Annotated in this window: 18 protein-coding genes; all 18 read left to right on the top strand. The window is 42.1% G+C overall.

Annotated elements, in window-relative coordinates; translation table 11 throughout:
• Position 1 precedes the first annotated feature (1 nt).
• The 18 genes from FVA72_RS19140 to dmsD all read left to right on the top strand — a co-directional run bounded on the left by FVA72_RS19140 (position 2) and on the right by dmsD (position 20280).
• Positions 2-1123: a fimbrial protein gene (locus tag FVA72_RS19140; protein WP_110591114.1), complete on the top strand. Its 1122-nt coding sequence runs from the start codon at positions 2-4 to the stop codon at positions 1121-1123.
• Positions 1124-1131: 8 nt separating this feature from the next.
• Entirely contained in the window at positions 1132-1695 is a 564-nt protein-coding gene (locus tag FVA72_RS19135; protein WP_071585866.1) for a fimbrial protein, read from the top strand.
• Between the two features lie 11 nt (positions 1696-1706).
• Positions 1707-3377: an O-antigen ligase family protein gene (locus tag FVA72_RS19130; RefSeq protein WP_110591115.1), complete on the top strand. Its 1671-nt coding sequence runs from the start codon at positions 1707-1709 to the stop codon at positions 3375-3377.
• A 110-nt stretch (positions 3378-3487) separates the two neighbouring features.
• Complete coding sequence (locus FVA72_RS19125) at positions 3488-3685, top strand: DUF4762 family protein (protein ID WP_004259555.1); 198 nt, start codon at positions 3488-3490, stop codon at positions 3683-3685.
• Between the two features lie 79 nt (positions 3686-3764).
• Positions 3765-4451 carry a thiol:disulfide interchange protein DsbA/DsbL gene (locus tag FVA72_RS19120; protein ID WP_036958248.1) on the top strand — a complete coding sequence of 229 codons (687 nt, stop codon included), beginning with the start codon at positions 3765-3767 and terminating at the stop codon, positions 4449-4451.
• A complete protein-coding gene (locus FVA72_RS19115) occupies positions 4448-5404 on the top strand; it encodes an ABC transporter (RefSeq protein ID WP_036958073.1) in 957 nt (318 codons plus the stop codon). The genes FVA72_RS19120 and FVA72_RS19115 overlap by 4 nt, the downstream gene beginning before the upstream one ends.
• A gap of 6 nt (positions 5405-5410) precedes the next feature.
• Positions 5411-7612, top strand: a complete 2202-nt coding sequence (locus FVA72_RS19110; RefSeq protein WP_110591116.1) for a peptidase domain-containing ABC transporter — start codon at positions 5411-5413, stop codon at positions 7610-7612.
• A complete protein-coding gene (locus FVA72_RS19105; protein ID WP_004259542.1) occupies positions 7609-8790 on the top strand; it encodes an efflux RND transporter periplasmic adaptor subunit in 1182 nt (393 codons plus the stop codon). The genes FVA72_RS19110 and FVA72_RS19105 overlap by 4 nt, the downstream gene beginning before the upstream one ends.
• On the top strand, positions 8790-10763 hold the full coding sequence (locus tag FVA72_RS19100; protein ID WP_094962370.1) for an ABC transporter permease: 1974 nt from the start codon (positions 8790-8792) through the stop codon (positions 10761-10763). Before FVA72_RS19105 ends, FVA72_RS19100 begins: the two co-directional genes overlap by 1 nt.
• A gap of 2 nt (positions 10764-10765) precedes the next feature.
• The gene (locus tag FVA72_RS19095) at positions 10766-12178 is read left to right on the top strand and encodes an efflux transporter outer membrane subunit (protein WP_110592556.1); all 1413 of its coding nucleotides are present in this window, start codon (positions 10766-10768) and stop codon (positions 12176-12178) included.
• Positions 12175-13428 (top strand): beta-ketoacyl-[acyl-carrier-protein] synthase family protein, encoded by a 1254-nt coding sequence (locus tag FVA72_RS19090; RefSeq protein ID WP_094962371.1) that lies wholly within the window; start codon positions 12175-12177, stop codon positions 13426-13428. The genes FVA72_RS19095 and FVA72_RS19090 overlap by 4 nt, the downstream gene beginning before the upstream one ends.
• Complete coding sequence (locus FVA72_RS19085) at positions 13425-14234, top strand: MaoC family dehydratase (RefSeq protein WP_094962372.1); 810 nt, start codon at positions 13425-13427, stop codon at positions 14232-14234. Before FVA72_RS19090 ends, FVA72_RS19085 begins: the two co-directional genes overlap by 4 nt.
• A 19-nt stretch (positions 14235-14253) precedes the next feature.
• Positions 14254-14505 (top strand): acyl carrier protein, encoded by a 252-nt coding sequence (locus FVA72_RS19080; RefSeq protein ID WP_004259523.1) that lies wholly within the window; start codon positions 14254-14256, stop codon positions 14503-14505.
• Position 14506: 1 nt separating this feature from the next.
• Positions 14507-15247 (top strand): SDR family NAD(P)-dependent oxidoreductase, encoded by a 741-nt coding sequence (locus FVA72_RS19075; RefSeq protein ID WP_004259521.1) that lies wholly within the window; start codon positions 14507-14509, stop codon positions 15245-15247.
• 410 nt (positions 15248-15657) lie between these two features.
• The gene (locus tag FVA72_RS19070) at positions 15658-18102 is read left to right on the top strand and encodes a DMSO/selenate family reductase complex A subunit (protein ID WP_110592557.1); all 2445 of its coding nucleotides are present in this window, start codon (positions 15658-15660) and stop codon (positions 18100-18102) included.
• 11 nt (positions 18103-18113) lie between these two features.
• Positions 18114-18731, top strand: coding sequence for a DMSO/selenate family reductase complex B subunit (locus FVA72_RS19065; protein ID WP_004259506.1), 618 nt, complete (start codon positions 18114-18116; stop codon positions 18729-18731).
• Between the two features lies 1 nt (position 18732).
• Entirely contained in the window at positions 18733-19584 is an 852-nt protein-coding gene (locus FVA72_RS19060) for a DmsC/YnfH family molybdoenzyme membrane anchor subunit (protein WP_110591117.1), read from the top strand.
• A 63-nt stretch (positions 19585-19647) separates the two neighbouring features.
• A complete protein-coding gene (gene dmsD / locus FVA72_RS19055; RefSeq protein ID WP_110591118.1) occupies positions 19648-20280 on the top strand; it encodes a Tat proofreading chaperone DmsD in 633 nt (210 codons plus the stop codon).
• The last annotated feature ends 17 nt before the right edge of the window (positions 20281-20297 follow it).

The following is a 20297-nucleotide window of genomic DNA, read 5'->3' as shown; positions in this document are numbered from 1 at the left end:
CATGTTTGTATCCAACAACAAAAAACTAAAAGATATGACTATTGTGGCCGGTCTACTCACAATAGGGTTAATGCCGTTATCTGCTTTAGGCTTTCCTCACGGCTCCGCTATACCTGATGGGGGGACTTACACATTCGAAGCGACAATGAATAATCAGCTACTGGTCAATGAGAAAGATGCTGAAACAGTATTCAATTTTGATGTGGGTAACTGGCCTTTTTTCGATATTTACTGCCAAAGTTATATGAAGCCAGGAGGTCCTGGAAATTCAGATCCTGATTCAGGAATGACATTTGATTTAATGTCAACCATTCCTACATCAATGCAAAACCCAGGGTACCTGAACCTTAATGAATATTTTGATGTAAAAGTTGAAATTCAAATAGGGGGAAGGGTTGGTCAGAAAGTTACTGTCCCAGTGAAGGATATGTGGAATGGGGGATCTGACCCAATAGAGTGTACACCACCGAGTGTTAATAGCCGTGATTATGGTGTCGAGCTACGGACAGGGTCGAGTGGAACAATCACGTTTAGGCTGAAAAAACCGATTATTAATGGCATTACCATCAACCAAGCTGAGCTGGTACAGGTTTTTGCCAAAAAAGGCAGCCCAGCGAATGGCAGTACAGCTTATGCGCCAATCCCTTCAACTCGGGTTGTTTTAGGAGCAGGGATTATCACAGTTGCTGATGAGTGTACGATTAATGAAGGTAACCCAATTAATATTGATTTTCTTGATGTAGCAAATACGAGTGAACAGTTAAATGGAATTAATTATGCTCAGCCCTTTAAGATCCCAGTTAAATGTACCGGTGGAAGTTTTACGACAGGTGATTTAAATATCAAGCTGTCACTCTTACCGGGGGCGTCAGGCAGTGCGGATTTTAACCCTGATTATTTCGGTACATTAAAAAACGGCGTGAAACGCACAAATCTTGGCATTGTGGTGACTGATAATGTGGCGGGTACATTGGTAAAACCAAATCAAGCATACCAAGTGCCTGACTTTATTAATAACCAAGGTACCTGGGACCTAACGGCTGCGCCAATAGCTGCGCCTGGTAGTAGTGTGGAAGAAGGTGAATTTACAAGTACCGGGACAATCCTTGCTGAATTCCAATGAGGCCGATCATGCGAAATAATAATCAGATAAAGCGTACAAAATATTTATTGTCGATTGGCTTATATTTATTAGTCTCGGGGCCGATGAGTGCGAGTGTGATCCCAACTAATATGGGAAGCTATTCATTCAGAGGCATGGTTATTGCTACGCCATGTCAGATAGCGCCTGGAAGTGAGAAGGTCCCTGTTGATTTTCAACAAATCTCGGTCAAAGATCTTTATAAAGAAGGCAAATCGAAACCTTTAAATTTCTCAATTCATTTAACGAATTGTAATACGACTATATTTAAATCGGTGACAGTGACTTTTAATGGAATTGAAAATAAGAATCTTCCTGACCATCTTGCGATTAGTGACCAAAGTGAAGCTAGCGGAATCGGTATTGGGTTATTAAACTTAAATGAAACACCCATAGAATTGAATACGCCATCATTAGCACAAAATCTGGCAACAAATAATACGGAAATTCAATTTAAGGCTTATGTCGAGGCTGAGCCTGAAGCGAGAATTAACCAAACGATTACCTATGGGAATTTTTATAGTACTGCGTACTATACATTAAATTATCAATAACGAATGAAAACATGATGTTTGCAATCAAAATTAAAGATAATAAAAAAGAACGTTATCCATGGGTTCTTTTAAGTTTTGTCGTTATATTTTTTGGCATTATATTGCATATTTATCTGCCGAATATGGGCGGAACAGGTTTGTCATTACCATTCAATATAATTAGTAGTTTTTTTATTGCTTTTTTTATTGTAGTGGTTAATATTACACAAATTAAAAATTCAAGCTTATATTACTCTAAGTCGAGTAATTATATTACGATTGGATTGGTCTTATTATTAGGCTTGTGTTTTTTTGCGCCTAAAGATTACCAGTTTAATGCATACTTGACAGCATATTGGTTATTGGGCGCGTTATTTTTTTATCAAGCTTTACTGCAAATAAATATTTCAGAAACTGTATTGAAAATAATTGTTTGCAGTATATTATTTTCTGCTATTGTTGAGAGCCTATTTTCAATAGCACAAATTTTTAATTTTTTTCCGATATCAGGGGATAGGCCATATGGCGTATTCCAACAAGTTAATGTTCTCTCTAGTTTTATTTGTGTTGGCATTGCCAGTGCAATAGGTATGTTTATTTTAATGAGAACTGTCACATGGTATGCGTCAGCCATTATCATTGTGAGTCTCGTTTTAATGAGCGTGGTATTGCCATTGTCTCAATCATTAACTGGATATTTAAATTTATTATTAATTGTTATTGTTTTTTATTTTTTTGCAAAGTATCATCGTAAATATATTTTTTATTCTTTAATGTCGATTGTTATCGGTCTTATTATTGGCTATGGAATAAAAATTGGTTTTAATATTTCTGACTTTTCTGAAAGTAAATTACAGACATCGCACATTAGATGGGTGTTATGGCAGCATAGTTTATATTTATTTAGTGAAAATATTTTATTTGGTACGGGTGTTGGTAGTTTTGAATCTGTATTTTTAGAGCGCTTTGGTGGTGGGTTACTTGGAACCAGTGAAAGGGTCATATCACATCCACATAATGAGATATTACGTTGGATGGTTGAAGGTGGGGTAGTTGGCATTGCTGCGATATTGTTAGTTATTATTGGTAGTGGGTATCTACTTTATTCTTCATTAAAAAATAAAAATAATAATTATGTTTTTTTAGTTATTGCGTTACCAATTGTTTTTCATATGATGACAGAGTTTCCATTGTGGCTATCAATACCTCATGGGGTGGTATTGATACTACTAATACGTTGTGCCGATATTCCAACTAAAAAGTATCATTTAAATAAAATTGTAGGGTATTGTTCGAAAACAATTATTGCGTTAGGTGGTTTGTTATCCATGGGGTTGCTGTATTTTACTTTGCAAACGCAGCAATATTTAACGTATATCGAAAAAACAGGGCAACAGTTTCTTCTTTCTATGAATGAGCCCGATTATAGCGAGTGGAAATATTACTTAATCAATGATCGTTATAAATTGGATCTCAACATGGGGTATTTGTTACGCTATAACGAGACACAGAACCCCTATTACTTGAATTTATTTTCGTCTTGGGCAGAAAGCTATTCTCGTTCTTGCCCAGATATTAATGTTTATTTTTCTTGGATCCTTGTTTTAAATGAATTAGGTGAGAAAGAGAAAGCAAAAAGCGTCAAAGGAAAAGCGATTTTTTTATTTGATAATAATGAGAAATTAGAAGGATTGAATTTTTAATTATTCACGTGGTAATTCGTGTGTTAATTAAAAATCTAAAGGATTTATTGGTGTTAATTATCAATAAATAGGGCGTTTTATTAATTAAAATCTATATTAAAGGAAATAACATGAAAAAGTTAAATGCTATCGAAGCTGCTGCTGTAGTTGGTGGAACAAAACAAGTTTGTACTGATTCTTACGAGAGCATCACTGTTGGTGGTGTTAAATCTTGCCAATTAGTAACGACTTGTACTGATAAGCACGGTAACAAAACATACAAAGCGAAAGCTGTTGGTGCATCAAACTGTGATGTAACAGCTCCATAGTATTAAATTTAATTTTTATTAATTGATACATGGGGAGTTATCCCCATGTATTTTTCGTACCTGAATGGAATTAACTGTTATGAATACTCGTTTTAAACCAATAACTATCACACTTTATACTCTATTTGTTATTATTGCTTCTTCACTCATGACGGTTTTGTTCTATCATATTTTTGTTTTTAATACTTTCTCAAATGATGATGCACAAGGCTCTTCTTTTATTGAATTTAATAGTGAACAAGTTCTGTTGAGTCCAATAAAAGAAAATAATAGCATCATAGAAGTCCTTTCTTATGGTTGCCATTATTGTGCAGTAAATCATGACAATGTCAGCCAATTCGAAAAAACACTCCCTGAGAATGTCAACTTTAAAGTCGTTCATTTAGCCATGGATAATAATATGGGGCTGGCTGCCTATGCGCCTATTTTTGCGACATTGGAAGAGATGGGGGTGGAATCTCAATTACGTCAGGATCTTTATACTGCCGTTATCAACGATAAGCTTGATTTAGCTAATAAAGATGTCTTAAACCAATGGTTAAAACGGCATAATATTGATTCAACCCAATACCTAAAAACCAGTGAAAGCCAAGCCGTTCAAGAACGTCTAAAAAATATGCTTGAAATTAGCAAATTTTATCAAATTACTGGAACACCTGCCTTTATTATCAATAAACGCTATGTTGTTTACCAAGACCGTGATTTTGCAGACTTTACTGCCTATATGCTTGAGTTATTAGATAAAAGTAATAAGGAGTTACGGTGATCCGGTTTTTCATTGTCTGGACGGTATTTACAGCGAAAAACTGTTTGATGCCGTTTAAAAAAGGATATCAAAAACTCAATCATAGTGGACTTGCCTTTTTACGGTTGTTATTGCGCCGAGGCTATATCACATCGGTATTATTTGTTTCTAATTTATTATGTCGTGTAGGTTTATTAGGTCGTCAATATCGTAATCGGAATAAAGTCGCCACGGAAAACTTTCGTAGTTTAATGGAAACGAAAGGGCATATTAATATGGGCTGGATAGCCGTTCGACGCTTCATTTTGGAAGAGGCAGCCACATGGGGACAAAACCAAAAAATCATGGCGCAAGTTCGAGTTTGTACACTTGAACTTGATAGCGTCGTTGCGCCCTTACACCAACAAAATAAACCCGTTGTACTTGCTCCGTTGCATATGGTTTCTGATGTTTTAGCCACCATGGTTGGGGCGGGGGTGACTCCTGGGAATGCGACGGTGGTGGTTTCGTCGAGCGCAGAGCAGCAAAAGTATAACGCTTCGGCACGTGAGTTAGGCCAGGTGAATTTATCTTATTGTTCTATTCATCAGGGAAATAAAGTATTAGCTAGCCAATTAATGACTGCGATGACAGAAACGGCGGCAGGGCAAAAAAATATGATTGTTTTCCCTGATATTACCCCTGATTACACGGTTCAAACAGAGGAAGGGGCGTCGAGCAAATTATCGTGCCATTTATTTAACCGTGCAGCAAAGCTACACAATGGTGTCGTGCGTTTGTCTAGTGCGATTTCGGCACAGGTAGTTTTTTATCATCTGTACTACCAAAACGGTTTACAAATCAAAGTTTATCCGCCTGTTGCAGCAAAAGACGTTGCAACTCAAATGCCAGCCATCATTGAAAATGCGGTTCGTCATTATCCCAATGATTGGCTTTTATGGCATAGCCATTCACTTTATTTTATTAGCCATTAAATAATAATGAAAAATATTATTCCAAATTTTGTTTCTCAAGAAGAAACCAATGAATGTGGCTTAGCATGTATTGCGATGTTAGCACAAACCCAAGGTCTCAACGTTTCTCTTGAAACTCTGCGAGAGGTCTATCCAGCATCGGATCATGGAACTTCTTTGATTGACCTTTCGTCCATTTTAGCCAATTACGGTATTGCGACGACACCGGTGTTATTTGAGCACCAAGAGCTCAATAGTTTACCACTTCCCGCTATTTTACATTACGGAGCAAGCCATTTTGTGCTGCTTGCTTATCGCAAGGGAAATAACGTGTGTGTGATGAACCCTGCAATTGGGCAGCAGTGGCTACCTTTCTCTGCATTAAAAGCGGAAATCAGCGGTTATGCATTAATTTTAGAACCGGATACCGCGCTGGAAAAAATTGAATCATTAGCACCGGAAGACAAAAATGATGGGGCAGGGAAAAAAGCCCCTCATGCAATGAGCCTGAAAGAAACCTCAGAGATTCGCGGTGTTTATTGGTTGATGATATTCGCTTTTTTGGTTTCTTTAACGCTATTTTTAATGCCAGCCATGGTGAGCAATGCAATCAACCAAGCCTTTTCCGACGCCAAAAATGCCATTTTCCCTTATGGCTGGTTTATTGTTGCCTTTGTGGTTGCAACACTATTAGCCCTTGGTGTGAGAATGCTGAGTGAGAGATTCGTAAAACACTTTGTGTTGATTAAAAGTGGGGTTGGTTTCTCTCGTTTATTGAGTAATCCATTGCGATTTTTTGAAAAACGCGCACCCGGGGATGTTTTTAGCCGTTTTGTCGCTTGGCAGGGGGCATTAACCGAAAAAATTGAGCTGGATAACGGGCTACGAACGGATTGGGTTATTTGTGCGATAGCATTAGGTACCATGTTTTGGATTGCTCCCGTATTAGCGGCTATTTCAGCTGTGGGTGTTACCGTGATGGGCTTAATTAGTGTATGGGCGATTATTCGTGATCGGTGGTATACCCAGCAGTTACAGCTAAAATCGGCAGAATTAAATGACTTTTTTATGGAGACGCTGCAAGGCATTCTGACCATAAAAACAGCAGGGATAGAAAATCAGCGTAAGGCGCAATTTGCATGGCTAAGCCGTGAATTGTTTACCTGTATACAACGCAGAAATGTGTATCAACAAATTAAAGATGGCATCTATCAATTAACTGGTAGTTTGGAGATGGTCATTTTTATGTTGGTGGTTTTACCCATGGTGGCCAATGAGTTAATTTCGTTGGGGGATTTCTTTGCTTATAGTTTCTTGCGTCAAATCTTTACCAATTATGTGACGCGTATTTTTTATGCGATTATACATAAGTCGCAACTGCATATTATTGATACACGCGCCCATTCTTTATTCCCTAAGAAAAGCGAGCAGGACACCGCACCATTCCACGAAAAACAAACCTCAGTACAAGGAAAAGCACCACACTTATCTTTCAAGGGGATCCATTTCAGTTATGACCCTGCAAAACCGATTTTAAATAATGTGTCATTAGACTTACCTTCAGGCACGCAGGTTGCCATTGTTGGGGAGTCAGGGGCAGGAAAAAGCACGTTATTACGTACCATTGCGGGTTTATTCAGCCCACAGCAAGGAGTATGCGAATCCAATGGTGAAGCCGTCAGTGTGCAGCAGCTTACGCAATTGGTTTGCTTGCAAAGCCAAGAAGATATTTTATTTAATGCGACCGTCTTAGATAACATTACGCTATTTGACCCTAACTTCCGCGAAAAAGATAAAAAAAGAGTCGAAGTGCTGCTTGATAAATTGGCACTCGGCGCAGTGATTACTCAATTACCTGGTGGGGTTAATGCGTTAATAAGAGAAAGCCATGCGGCGCTGTCACTTGGGCAACGTCAACGTTTGTTATTGGCTCGTTCGTTGTACAGTGCCCGCCCTATTTTGTTATTGGATGAGCCCACCGCCAATTTGGATGAAGAAACGGCGAAAATAGTCATGGCAACCATTCAGTCACATTGCCAGAAAACAGGTAAAACATTGATTGTTGTCACTCACAGTGAAGAGTTGGCGGCTAATTTCGATGCACTTTACCGAATCGTGGATGGGGAATTAAGTCTTGAGAACAGCACCAATAAAGCCCCTTGTGTCACAGCAGGCACGCCTCAATCTGAACCTTCTTTGTTAGCGGCAATGGAAGGAACTTCCTTATGACCTCCCGCCATGTAGCACCAAAATTGGGTTTAACGACCCAACGATTACGCACTTTAGGTGGGTTAGTGGCATTGCTTGTGCTGGTCGTGGTGATCGGTCGTTTTGTGTGGCAATCACCCGCCCCAGCATTGCATGAAAACGTAATTTTATCGGTGGAACGTGGCGATATTGAAAAAGTCGTCATGGTAACGGGGACATTAAAGCCCTCAATGCAAGTTAACGTAGGTGCTCAGGTTAACGGGCAAATCAGAAAATTATATGTAAAACAAGGCGACAAAGTGGTTAAAGGGGAGTTGTTAGCAGAAATCGACCCAACTATCCAGCAGTCTGAGCTCAAAAATGCAACCGCCCGGTTATCCAGTGCTCAGGCGCAAAAACGGGCTGCGGAAGCAACTTTAATACAGTACATCAAAGCCTATCGGCGTCAGGTAGTGATGCAGCGAGATGGTTCTGGTATTCGCAGTGAATATGAACAAGCGCAAGCACAATATGAGGCGCAATTACAGCAGGTTAATGTCAATGAGGCGTTAATCACACAATCAGAAATGGATGTACAAACTGCACAAGCTAACCTCAATTTTACACGAATCATCGCGCCGATTAGTGGCGAAGTACTGGGTATTGTGGCGAACGAAGGGCAAACCATCGTTTCTTCACAGACGGCACCGACCATTTTAGTGTTGGCGAACCTAGATAAAATGCAGGTTCAGACACGAATCTCGGAAGCAGATATTCAAAAAATCCACCCAGGCCAACCCCTCACATTCTATGTGATTGCGGACCCTGAAACGCACTACGAAAGTACGATGGGATATGTTCAACCCATTCCCCCCGAAGCACTTGATGAAAGTAATAATAATTCTGGGGGGCAACAGAACAGTGCAATTTATTACAACGGAACGTTCGAGGTTGATAACGCCGATCGTGCATTAAAGACATCAATGACAGCGCAAGTATTTATTCGTGTTGCACAAGCGAAAGATGCTTTACGACTCCCCGTTAGTGCTCTGGGGCGAGCTGTAGGTGCAAACCAATATGAAGTGACCGTGATCAACAATGAAAAACCGGAAACTCGCACCATCAAAGTGGGGATTAATGATCGCCATTTCGTCGAAGTACTTGAGGGCATTAGCGAGGGCGAACAAGTTGTTATTCAATCAGATAATGTGGCGAGTTAATGATGGCGACGACACGAAATGTATCTTTTACCCGTCCTCTGATTGAACTTCATCATGTTTACCGTGAGTTTTCAGCCGGTACGCAAACTATTCCTGTTTTGAATGATATTTCGCTATCAATTAACCAAGGGGAAATGGTCGCTATCATTGGCGCATCAGGTTCAGGTAAATCGACTCTGATGAACATCATTGGTTGTTTAGATAAGCCTTCTCAAGGAGAAGTGTTGATCAATGGGATTGCGGTTCATGAGGTGAATAGCGATCAGTTGGCAGAATTACGTAGCCAATATCTTGGGTTTATTTTTCAGCGTTATCACCTAATGCCTTACCTGACTGCAGAAGAAAATATTGCGATCCCAGCTTTATATACGGCGATGCCAGAAGATGAGCGGAGCGCTCGAGTTGCTTTATTAGCAGAAAAGTTAGGGTTACAAACGCGCTTGGATCACAAACCTTATCAATTATCTGGTGGGCAACAGCAGCGTGTCAGTGTCTGCCGCGCCTTGGTTAATGGTGCGCAAATCATTCTTGCGGATGAACCTACAGGGGCATTAGATAGCGCTAGTGGCCACGCATTGATGGATATTTTACATCAACTTCATCTCGATGGTCACACTGTTGTGATTGTGACCCACGATAAAAATATCGCTCAGCAAACTCAGCGAATTATTGAAATTAGTGATGGAAAAATTGTTTCTGATAAGCAGAACCAAGCTCAGACAGACACAAAACAACGGAACCAGCTTCCTTCTGTTGAAGATAATGGCCGTGCATCGGTGTGGCGCAATATTATTGAGTCTATTCGTATGGCATGGCGGGCCTTACTCGGTCATCGCATGCGTGCATTTTTGTCGATGTTGGGAATTATCATCGGTATTTCTTCTGTGGTGTCATCAATGGCCGTGGGGGAAGGGGCAAGACGCTCCATCATGGATGAAATTGGGAAGCTTGGCAGCACGACTCTGGAAATTCGCCCTGGTACTGGGTGGGGGGCTAAGCGGCCTGATATGGAGCGTGCATTATCGTTAAATGATGTTAAAAGTCTAAAGCAGTTGCCATGGATTGAGTCTGTTTCCCCCGTCGCGAGCAGCATGACGATGGTCGTTAATAAAGGCTTGGATAACTCCATCATGCTTAATGGCGTTTCAGAAGAGTATTTTGCGGCACAAGGGTTTCAGCTTTTACATGGCAGTTTCTTCAGTACGCTCGATATGGCAGACAGCGAACCCGTTATTGTGTTGGATGAAGGAAGCCGAGAGGTACTTTTTCAGCCAGAAGAAGAGCCGTTAGGGCAAATTGTGCAGATTGGTCATTCACCATGGCGAATTATTGGTATTGCCCGTAAACCGGGGCCCAAAATGTCGAGCGGCTTTGTTATGGGGTGGGTACCTTACTCATCGTTACAGCAACGTGTGGTCGGGGACAAACCCATTGAATTTATTTCGTTGCGCTTCCCTGAAAACTTAACTTCTCAACAAGCTGAATTACAGGTTGAGCGTTTGTTATTACGCGAACATGGTAAAAAGGACTTTTTTATTGAGTCGGATGACCAGCTCGCAAATGCATTACAAAAAACATCCGACTCAATGTCATTACTGATCACTTCGATTGCCGCTATTTCCTTATTGGTTGGGGGCGTTGGGGTGATGAATATCATGTTGGTTTCTGTGACGGAACGAACTCATGAAATCGGGATCCGCCTTTCCGTCGGAGCGCGTCCTCAAGATATTATGAACCAATTTTTGATAGAAGCCGTGATGATTTGTTCGCTTGGCGGGTTAATTGGTATTGTCGGTGCATGGTTAGCGGGGTGGGTTTTCTCTTATTTCACCACTGAATTTACGATGGTATTTACCCTGTTCCCCGTTTTATTAGCGTGCGGTTTCTCCGCTCTAATTGGTTTGGTTTTTGGTTATTTTCCTGCTCGTCGGGCTGCCAAACTCAACCCAACGGAGGCATTGGCACGCGAATGAATATCAAATCACTTTATATTATTTCTGCTTTATTTTTGCTAAATGGTTGCGGCAGTTTTACGCGTACGGAATACCAACGCCCTGAGCTCACTTTGCCACAGCAGTGGGATGATAAAATACGCCAATCCGGTGCAAATGACGTGATGACATCAGCTCAGGCATTGAACCTAACTGAAAATTGGTGGGATAACTTTAAAGATCCTCAGCTATCCCAACTGATCAATCAGGTATTAGAAAATAATAATGATTTAGCCACAGCGGCAATTAAATTAAAGCTGGCGCGAAGTACGGCCGGGTTAGCAAATACCAATATAACCCCAGATTTCTCCCTTGGGGGCTCAGCAAGTAATACAAAATCTATACGTCATGGAACCTCCCCCCAAGAGAGTTATAGCTCAAATCTAACCTTAAATTATGAAATCGATTTATGGGGAAAACTGGCACGTATTCGTGAAAAGAATGAGTGGGAAGCAATAGCAACCGAACAGGATTATCATGCAACAGCATTAGTGGTTATTAATACGACTGCACAATTATATTGGAATATTGCACTGTTAAATCAACAGATTGATAACCTGATAGCGAGCCAAAAGATTGCAGAAAAAAGTCAGCAGCAAATTAAGTCATGGTATTTGGCAGGAAAAGTTAGTCAGCTGGATTTCTTACAATCACAGCAAACGGTGATTAGTCGAAAAAATGAATTACGACGGCTCATTAAAGAACGTGATAGTTCCCGTAATGCATTAGCGCTATTGTTAAACCGCCCTGCAGAGCAACATGTGCGTGAGCTCACCGCACTTAATCGAAATCAACGGATTGAAATTCTTAACGCGACACCGTTGGCCGTATTAGCACAGCGGCCGGATATTCAAGCTGCCGAGTCACGTTTACGTTCCGCGCTTGCTGATTCTGACGCTGCTAAATTGAGCTTCTACCCGACACTGTCTTTGCAAGGTGCGCTTAATGCGGGTAGCCAGCTGTTTTCTCAATGGTTTAGTGACCCGACACGTGTTGTTGGGGGTTCGATTTCTTTGCCATTTATTCAGTGGAATACGGTGAAATTGACCATTGAACAATCCGACTTACAAGTGCAACAAGCTGCAGTGGCATTTCGTAGTGCGGCTTATACCGCCTTGTCAGAAGTCGATAATGCGATGGAAGCCCGTTTTGCTGCGGATGAAATTCGTCAGCAATTACAACAGTCATTATCACTTAGCCAGCAGCGGCTAAAGCTAACCAGCAGCCGTTACCGAGCAGGTGCCGTGGATTATCAAACACTGCTTAATGCGCAAGATGACCTTTTAACTATTGAAAATTCATTAGCTCAAAATCAATACGATTATCTTTATGCAACGCTACAGCTTTGGTTAGCACAAGGTGGCGGTAGCGCCCAACAGGAGGACAACCCATTATGAACCAAAAATCTCACTTTAAGCGCGTTGTTGTCACAGGTTATGGGGCTGTCACTCCTTTGGGGGATACGGCTTCAGCATGTTGGCAAGCGATTATGGATAAAAAGCTCGGTTATCGTTACGTTGATAAAACTGCACAAAATATCCACAGCCATTTTTTAGGGCTTATTGATAATGAACCCAGCTTAAAAGGGGTTCCTGCGGCTATTCGTCGTCGTTTACCACGCCATACGCGTTTAGCCTTGGGGGCAGCGCGAGAAGCCATGGATATGGCCTTCGCAGGCACGCCATTAACTGATTTTTATGACCCACTGATGTGCGGTGTCATTATGGGAACAGGATGGGCAGGGCTTGATGAAAGTTATATGTCGGTCAGTGAATTCGAAGCGACAGGGATGACCTCGCCTTTCAACTGTTTTTATGCAATGCCAAATGTGACAACGGCGGCTTGCAGCCAGTTTTGGAACTTGCGTGGATATCAAAACACGACCATCGCGGCTTGTGCGACAGGCACTATTGCGATTGGTGATGCTTTTGAAGCGATTCGTCATGGACGAGCCGATATGATGCTCGCTGGTGCAGGAGAGTCCTTGCGGACAGATTGTGCTGTATGGAATATCGATGTTCTTGGTGCTTTAACACGTGAAGCGGAAGACCCGACTCGTGCCAGTTGCCCATTTAGTGCAGATCGTAGTGGTTTTGTCCTTTCTGAAGGTGCGGCCGTGTTGTGTTTAGAAGAGCGTGAGAGCGCTATTTCTCGTGGGGCCACCATTTTGGGCGAGATTACGGGGTATGCAAATTTTTCTGATGCTTTTGATTTTACATCACCAGCAGAAGATTGTGTTGCTCGGGTGAAAACTATTGAAATGGCTTTACAACAAGCGGGAGCCGCTCCTGAATCTCTCGATTATATCAATGCCCATGGGACCTCAACAGCTCTTAATGACTTAAATGAAACAGAATCATTGAAAAAGGCATTAGGTGCGGCAGCTTACCAAGTCCCAATATCCAGTACGAAATCCTATACCGGACATTTAATCGCCGCTGCTGGTAGCTTTGAAACCATTATTTGCTTGCAAGCGATGGCGCATGGCGTGATGCCCGCAACCGCTAACTTACATCACCCGGACCCGCAATGTGACCTCGATTATATTCCTAACGAACACCGTATTGGTGAAGTTAAGCGTGCACTAAACCTGAGTTTTGGCTTCGGTGGGGCAAACGCGGCGCTGATTTTAGAGAAAGCGTTATGAGAACGTTACGTTATACCCTTGAGGATGCAAAACAGTGGGCATCATTTTCTGGTGATGATAACCCGATTCATTTCGACCTTGAATGGGTCAAAGCGAAGGGCGGAGATCAACTGAGTGTGCATGGCATGCGTGCACTACTCGATGTGAAACAATTCGCGAGTGAGTCATTAAATCACCCATTATTGGCTTCACAAGAGGTTATCGACTCTGAGTTTATCAAATGTGTCGTGCGGTTACGCAATCCGCTATGGAACGATAAAGATTATCAATTAGTTGCACGAAATAAAGCGGGATCGGTGGCTTTACTCTCTTCTGATGAGCAACAAAACTGCTTAACTTGCCAATTGTCACTCACCCCTCCACCGGTATTACATGAAATCGCGAATGAAATAATGATTTCGACCGCAGAGATGGTGAAATTGCAGTCAATATTTTCTCAGTTTTCCAACGAAATGTATGAATGGCAGTTTATTGACGCAGTTTTGTTCTGGTACTTAATTCATGATAGCTCGTTATTTGAACAACAAGAGATCGCACAATGGTTGCCGGTCGGCTCAACATTGAAAGATATTTTTTGCCGTTATCCTATCGTACAAACCCACCAAGAGGTGGTGTTTGACCGTGAACTTCTAACGAAATGGGCTCCTATCACCTCTCCTGAGCCTATTTACCTACGTATTTTGCCGGCCTTAGTGATCGCGGATAGTGAGAGTGGTCGATTAGTGAGTATTAGTATCGCCGCCCGCTACAGAGAAAAAATAATAAATAATTCAATAACATTGAAAGTTAATTCAATAACTCAATAAGAATGCAAGGATAAAACAAATGAGCCAATATCAAGAAATTTATATCAAAATTAGTGACATGATCTGTGATGCAAAAGATTTAGAAGCAGAAGAGTTGAATGCGGAGATGACTTTAGTCCAGTTAGAGTTCGATAGCTTAGATTATGTTGAACTTATGGTGCTTGTTAAACGTGACTTTAATGTTGCTTTAGATGCGGAATTTTTCCTAGAACATCCAGAAATTTCGGTGAAAGCGCTGTGTGAACATATTGATAAGGAGTCGAAATCTTAAAATGGCAAATAATCAATGGATACTCGTGACGGGAGGAAGCCGGGGAATTGGGCTCGCACTAGTTAGTGAATTGCGACGCCACTGGAATGTGGTTTTTACTGGGCGTAGCGTTGATGGCGTTAATGAAACACAAGCGAATCTTGAAAACCCCAATTTAGATACATGGGTGAAAGGATCCCCGTGTGATGGTAAGAATGAAGCACAAGTTGACGCGCTTTCTAGCTCGTTATTGGAACAATTTGGGGCTCCTACGGCTATTATTCATAATGCGGGTATCACTAGGGACGCCTTACATATTCATCAAGATGCTGAAATCTGGCGAGATGTGCTAGAGAATAACGTCATTTCCGTGATGAATTGGCACCGTAAATTATTACCTGCAATGTTGATGGCGGGGAGCGGCTCAATCGTATTGATGTCATCAATTACTGGGTTAAAAGGCAATATTGGCCAAACAGCTTATGCGGCGAGTAAATCAGCGATGATGGGGTTGACGCGTTCATTGGCTCATGAAGTCGGGCGTTTTGGGTTACGTGTGAATTGTATTGCTCCGGGGCTTATTGATAGTGATATGACCCGTGCAATGCCTGAAGCTAAATTAAAAGCTATGTGCCAAAACATCCCGTTACGCCGCTTAGGGCAACCCCAAGAAGTGGCAGAGCTAGTTGAATTTTTGATTGGCAATAGCAGCCAGTACCTAACAGGTCAAACATTGGTCTTAGATGGTGGATTAACGGCGTAATTGCCCGTTTTAAGTGCTGTTAGCAGAACAAATATTCACTCGATAATTTATATTTTATATTTCCCCTTAAACGTCTTAGTCGATTTTCGTTTAAGGGGATTTTTATGAATTGAGACTCGGAAATAAATGAAAAACAGTAAACTCAAGTTAAAGAAGAATGGAATTATATTTATTTCAATTTAATTCATTATTAAACATTAAAAATAATTATATTAATTTTAATCTGGCTTGAATGACTCGATATAACGCATTAAAACCACACAATTTATATTGGATTATTGATCGTGCACAATACCTCACGGTGCCTCGGTTATAGAATGGTAATTTGAAGTCGATAAATAAATTAAAGATAAAAATAAATTTCAAAAAAGCCATTTTAAAACTTTGAAGCAATGTTAAGTGAGGCAGATATGAGTAAAGCATTATCTGAGGGAGTACTCCAATCGGAGATCAGCCGCAGGAAGCTAATGCAAACCAGTACCGTCGGGGGACTCGCACTTGCAAGTGGAGCGCTAAGTTTACCTTTTAATAGTATTGCTGATACCAGTGAAATCACACCCAAAACAGCCATACCTGAAGAAAAAATAGTTTGGAGCGCATGTACCGTTAACTGTGGGAGTCGCTGCCCACTGCGTATGCATATTGTTGATGGTGAAATAAAATATGTCGAAACCGACAACACCGGCGATGATGTTTACGGAAATAAGCACCAAGTTAAGGCCTGTCTACGTGGGCGCTCAATGCGCCGTCGTGTCTATAACCCTGACCGCTTGAAATACCCGATGTTGCGCGTTGGGGCACGTGGTGAAGGTAAATTCAAACAAATTAGTTGGGATGAAGCCTACGATTTAATCAGCGATAATCTAAAACGGATTATTGCCGATTATGGCAATGAAGCTGTGTATTTGAACTATGGAACTGGCACATTAGGTGGCACAGTCGCACGTTCATGGCCGCCAGCGAATTCACCTATCGCCCGTTTGATGAACTGCATGGGCGGCTATTTAAACCATTACGGTACCTATAGTACAGCACAAATCAGCTGTGCGATGCCTTATACCTATGGTAGCGGGGCGGGTAATAGTGTTTCCGATATCGAAAACTCCAAGTTGGTGGTTCTGTTCGGAAACAATCCTGCCGAAACCCGTATGAGCGGTGGTGGGATCACTTATCAATTAGAGCAAGCGCGTGAGCGTTCTAATGCAAGAATGATAGTGATCGACCCGCGTTATACCGATACTGCTGCTGGACGAGAAGATGAGTGGATCCCGATCCGCCCCGGAACAGATGCTGCATTAGTGGCAGGGATCGCCCATGTGTTGATCACTGAAGATATGGTTGATCAACCCTTCTTAGACCAATATTGCGTGGGTTATGATGAGAAAACGCTACCCGCAGATGTTCCGAAAAATAGCCACTACAAGGCATATATTTTAGGGCAAGGGGATGACGGTGTAGAAAAAACACCACAATGGGCTGCGCAAATCACCGGTATTCCTGCTGATAAAATCATCAAATTAGCACGTGAAATCGGTTCCGCAAAACCTGCTTATATTAGCCAAGGTTGGGGGCCACAACGCCATTCGAACGGCGAGCAAACCGCACGTGCGATTGCGATGTTACCGATTTTAACCGGTAATGTTGGTATAAGTGGGGGAAATACGGGGGCTCGTGAAGGGAACTATGATATTCCATTTGAGCGGATGCCAACATTAGAAAATCCAGTCAAAGCAAGTATTTCCGTATTTTTATGGACTGATGCGATAGAGCGCGGCCCTGAAATGACTGCAACTCATGATGGGGTAAGAGGTAAAGATAAACTGGATGTTCCGATTAAGTTTATTTGGAACTACGCCAGCAACAGTTTAATCAATCAACACTCTGATATTAATAAAACGCATGACATTCTTCAGGATGATAAAAAATGCGAAATGATAGTAGTGATTGATAACCATATGACGGCTTCAGCGAAATATGCGGATTTAGTCCTGCCAGATTGTACCGCGTCTGAACAAATGGATTTTTGCTTGGATGGTGCCGCTAGTAATATGGGCTATGTGATTTTCGCCAGCCAAGCCATTGAACCACGTTTTGAGAGCAAAACGGTGTATGAAATGTGTACACAAATCGCACGCCGTATGGGGGTTGAAGAGAAATTTACCGAAGGGCGAACCCAAGAAGAGTGGCTACGCCATTTGTATGAAATTTCACGACAAAAGTTACCTGAGCTACCTGATTTTGAGACATTCCAGCAGCAAGGGATTTACAAAAAAATGAACCCACAAGGGCATGTCGTGGCACACAAAGCTTTCCGCGAAGACCCAATTGCGAACCCATTAAATACCCCGTCAGGAAAGATTGAGATCTATTCATCACAATTAGCGGATATCGCGAAAACATGGACGCTAGCGGAAGGTGATTTGATATCAGCACTCCCAATGTATTCCCCAGGCTTTGAAAGCCATGATGATAAGCTCACCGAAAAATATCCACTGCAATTGAGTGGCTTCCACTATAAATCGCGCGTTCACTCCACTTACGGCAACATTGATGTGCTTAAGGCTGCTTGTTTACAAGAGATGTGGATCAACCCTATTGATGCAAAACGTCGCAATATTAAAGATGGTGACATAGTGCGTATTTACAACGATAGAGGGGAAGTGCAGATCGCTGCCAAAGTGACTCCACGCATCATCCCAGGGGTTGTTGCAATGGGGGAAGGGGCTTGGTACGCGCCTGATGAAAACAAGGTGGACCATGGTGGTAGCCTAAACGTCCTGACGACTCAACGCCCGTCACCGTTAGCGAAAGGTAATCCGCAACACAGTAATTTGGTTGAAGTGGCAAGGGTATAGGGGGATAAATCATGACAACACAATATGGTTTTTATATTGATTCTGCACGGTGCACGGGATGTAAAACTTGTGAATTAGCGTGTAAGGACTACAAAAATTTATCTCCTGCGGTGAATTTTAGGCGCATTTATGAATATGCGGGGGGAGATTGGCAAGAAGATAACGGTGTGTGGCATCAAAACGTATTTAGTTATTATTTGTCGATTTCATGTAACCACTGTGAAGACCCTGCTTGTGTGAAAGTGTGCCCAAGTGGCGCGATGCATAAACGTGAAGATGGCTTTGTCGTTGTGGATGAAAGTGTGTGTATCGGCTGCCGCTATTGCCATATGGCCTGCCCATACGGTGCGCCGCAATTTGATAGCGAAAAAGGGCATATGACCAAGTGCGATGGTTGCTATGAACGTGTTGCCGTCGGTAAAAAACCGATTTGTGCCGAGTCTTGTCCACTGCGTGCATTAGACTTTGGTCCTATTGATGAGTTACGTGAGAAACATGGCAATTTGGCAGAGATTGCGCCACTACCAGAAGCGCACTATACCAAGCCCAATATTGTCATTAAACCCAATGCCAATAGTCGCCCTGTCAATGATACGACAGGCCATTTAGCCAATCCTCGGGAGGTATAACATGGGCAATGGATTACACGAATGGCCGCTGATTTTATTTACGGTATTAGGCCAAAGTATTGCAGGTGGCGTGATTGTGACAGGGCTTGCATGGTTATCGACAGATGATAAGCCACAAAAACAGCGCATTGTGAACGCAATGTTTGCGTTATGGGTATTGATGGGCTTAGGATTTTTGGCATCGATGATGCATATGGGCTCACCGATGCGTGCATTTAACTCGATGAACAGAGTATTTGCGTCATCATTAAGTAACGAAGTGTTGTTTGGCTCCATTTTCTTTGCTTTGGGCGGCTTATGGTGGCTGTTATCTGCAATGAAAAAGATGCCAACAGGGTTAGATAAAGTGTGGTTAATCATCACCATGTTGATGGGGCTGTTATTTGTTTGGGCAATGACACGAGTTTATATGATAAGCACGGTGCCAACATGGAACACACCACATACCACTATCGGCTTCTTTATGACCCTGTTTGTTGTCGGACCAATTTTAGGCACTTTGCTATTACGAGTGGCTAAATTTCCGTTTAATAGTGGTAAATTAGCGGCGATTAGTATCGTGGCTTATATTGTGACTATCGCGTCGGTACTACTGCAAAGCGGAGAAATTGCGCTAATTGCCACTTCTGTACAAAAAGCAGTGGATTTAGTCCCTGATTTTGGTGTTTTACAAGTGATACGTTTAGTGGTGACCAGTTTCGGGTTGCTGCTATGGATTTTGCCTGTTGTGCGACAAAATCAGCCTTCGGTATTGAGTTTACTTCTTGGTACCGTGCTGGTACTGATTGGTGAATTTATCGGTCGTGGGCTATTCTATGGTTTACACATGACAGTCGGCATGGCTGTGGCTTAATTGGTAAACCTTTCAGCGCAGGAGATGGTTTCCCTGCGCTGATAACTTCAGAGACAATCAAATATGCAAGAAGCACGCTTTCTTGAACACGTCGCAGTGACAGGGCGAGTTCTGGGGTCCTTATTTTATTTCTCACCAGAAAATGAAAATAACGCAGAGATTATCACGATTCTTCAGGAGCCGACTTGGCATGAAGAATGGCCATTTGCCTTACCTTCTTTAGCGAAAATTAGCCAGCTTTTGCAACCCAGTGCTCAGGAGAATAAACCCCTCAGTGAAGCATGGCAGCGCTTGTTTATCGGGCCTTATGCTTTACCCGCGCCTCCTTGGGGCTCAGTCTGGCTAGACAAAGAAAGAATTGTTTTTGGTGATTCAACCGTTGAGCTGCGCCAATGGATGCGAGCCAAAGGTGTTGAACCCGTAACGACACAAAAAGAGCCAGAAGACCACTTTGGGCTGATCTTGATGTTAGCGGCTTGGCTCGCTGAGCAAAATCGCAGAGCTGATTTAGAAGAGTTACTCGCTTGGCATCTATTACCTTGGTCGGCACATTTTCTCGAAGTATTGATAGATTCGGCTAACAGCGATTTTTACCGTGCATTAGCAATATTGGCAAAAGAAACATTGGATGGATATCAACAACAGTTAACTTTACCTATATTAGAGAAAGTGGTGTTTTACAAAGATACATTATAAATAAAAATAGCACCCCC

It is taken from the genome of Providencia sp. PROV061 (genome assembly GCF_011045655.1).
Taxonomy (GTDB): Bacteria; Pseudomonadota; Gammaproteobacteria; order Enterobacterales; family Enterobacteriaceae; genus Providencia; species Providencia hangzhouensis.
Note: the sequence above shows the minus strand (reverse complement) of the source record. Positions and strands in the feature narration are given on the sequence as shown.

Coding starts and splice junctions, on each gene's coding strand:
- FVA72_RS19140 (WP_110591114.1), top strand. CDS start 2: ATGTTTGTATCCAACAACAAAAAACTAAAAGATATGACTATTGTGGCC.
- FVA72_RS19135 (WP_071585866.1), top strand. CDS start 1,132: ATGCGAAATAATAATCAGATAAAGCGTACAAAATATTTATTGTCGATT.
- FVA72_RS19130 (WP_110591115.1), top strand. CDS start 1,707: ATGATGTTTGCAATCAAAATTAAAGATAATAAAAAAGAACGTTATCCA.
- FVA72_RS19125 (WP_004259555.1), top strand. CDS start 3,488: ATGAAAAAGTTAAATGCTATCGAAGCTGCTGCTGTAGTTGGTGGAACA.
- FVA72_RS19120 (WP_036958248.1), top strand. CDS start 3,765: ATGAATACTCGTTTTAAACCAATAACTATCACACTTTATACTCTATTT.
- FVA72_RS19110 (WP_110591116.1), top strand. CDS start 5,411: ATGAAAAATATTATTCCAAATTTTGTTTCTCAAGAAGAAACCAATGAA.
- FVA72_RS19105 (WP_004259542.1), top strand. CDS start 7,609: ATGACCTCCCGCCATGTAGCACCAAAATTGGGTTTAACGACCCAACGA.
- FVA72_RS19100 (WP_094962370.1), top strand. CDS start 8,790: ATGATGGCGACGACACGAAATGTATCTTTTACCCGTCCTCTGATTGAA.
- FVA72_RS19090 (WP_094962371.1), top strand. CDS start 12,175: ATGAACCAAAAATCTCACTTTAAGCGCGTTGTTGTCACAGGTTATGGG.
- FVA72_RS19085 (WP_094962372.1), top strand. CDS start 13,425: ATGAGAACGTTACGTTATACCCTTGAGGATGCAAAACAGTGGGCATCA.
- FVA72_RS19080 (WP_004259523.1), top strand. CDS start 14,254: ATGAGCCAATATCAAGAAATTTATATCAAAATTAGTGACATGATCTGT.
- FVA72_RS19075 (WP_004259521.1), top strand. CDS start 14,507: ATGGCAAATAATCAATGGATACTCGTGACGGGAGGAAGCCGGGGAATT.
- FVA72_RS19070 (WP_110592557.1), top strand. CDS start 15,658: ATGAGTAAAGCATTATCTGAGGGAGTACTCCAATCGGAGATCAGCCGC.
- FVA72_RS19065 (WP_004259506.1), top strand. CDS start 18,114: ATGACAACACAATATGGTTTTTATATTGATTCTGCACGGTGCACGGGA.
- FVA72_RS19060 (WP_110591117.1), top strand. CDS start 18,733: ATGGGCAATGGATTACACGAATGGCCGCTGATTTTATTTACGGTATTA.
- dmsD (WP_110591118.1), top strand. CDS start 19,648: ATGCAAGAAGCACGCTTTCTTGAACACGTCGCAGTGACAGGGCGAGTT.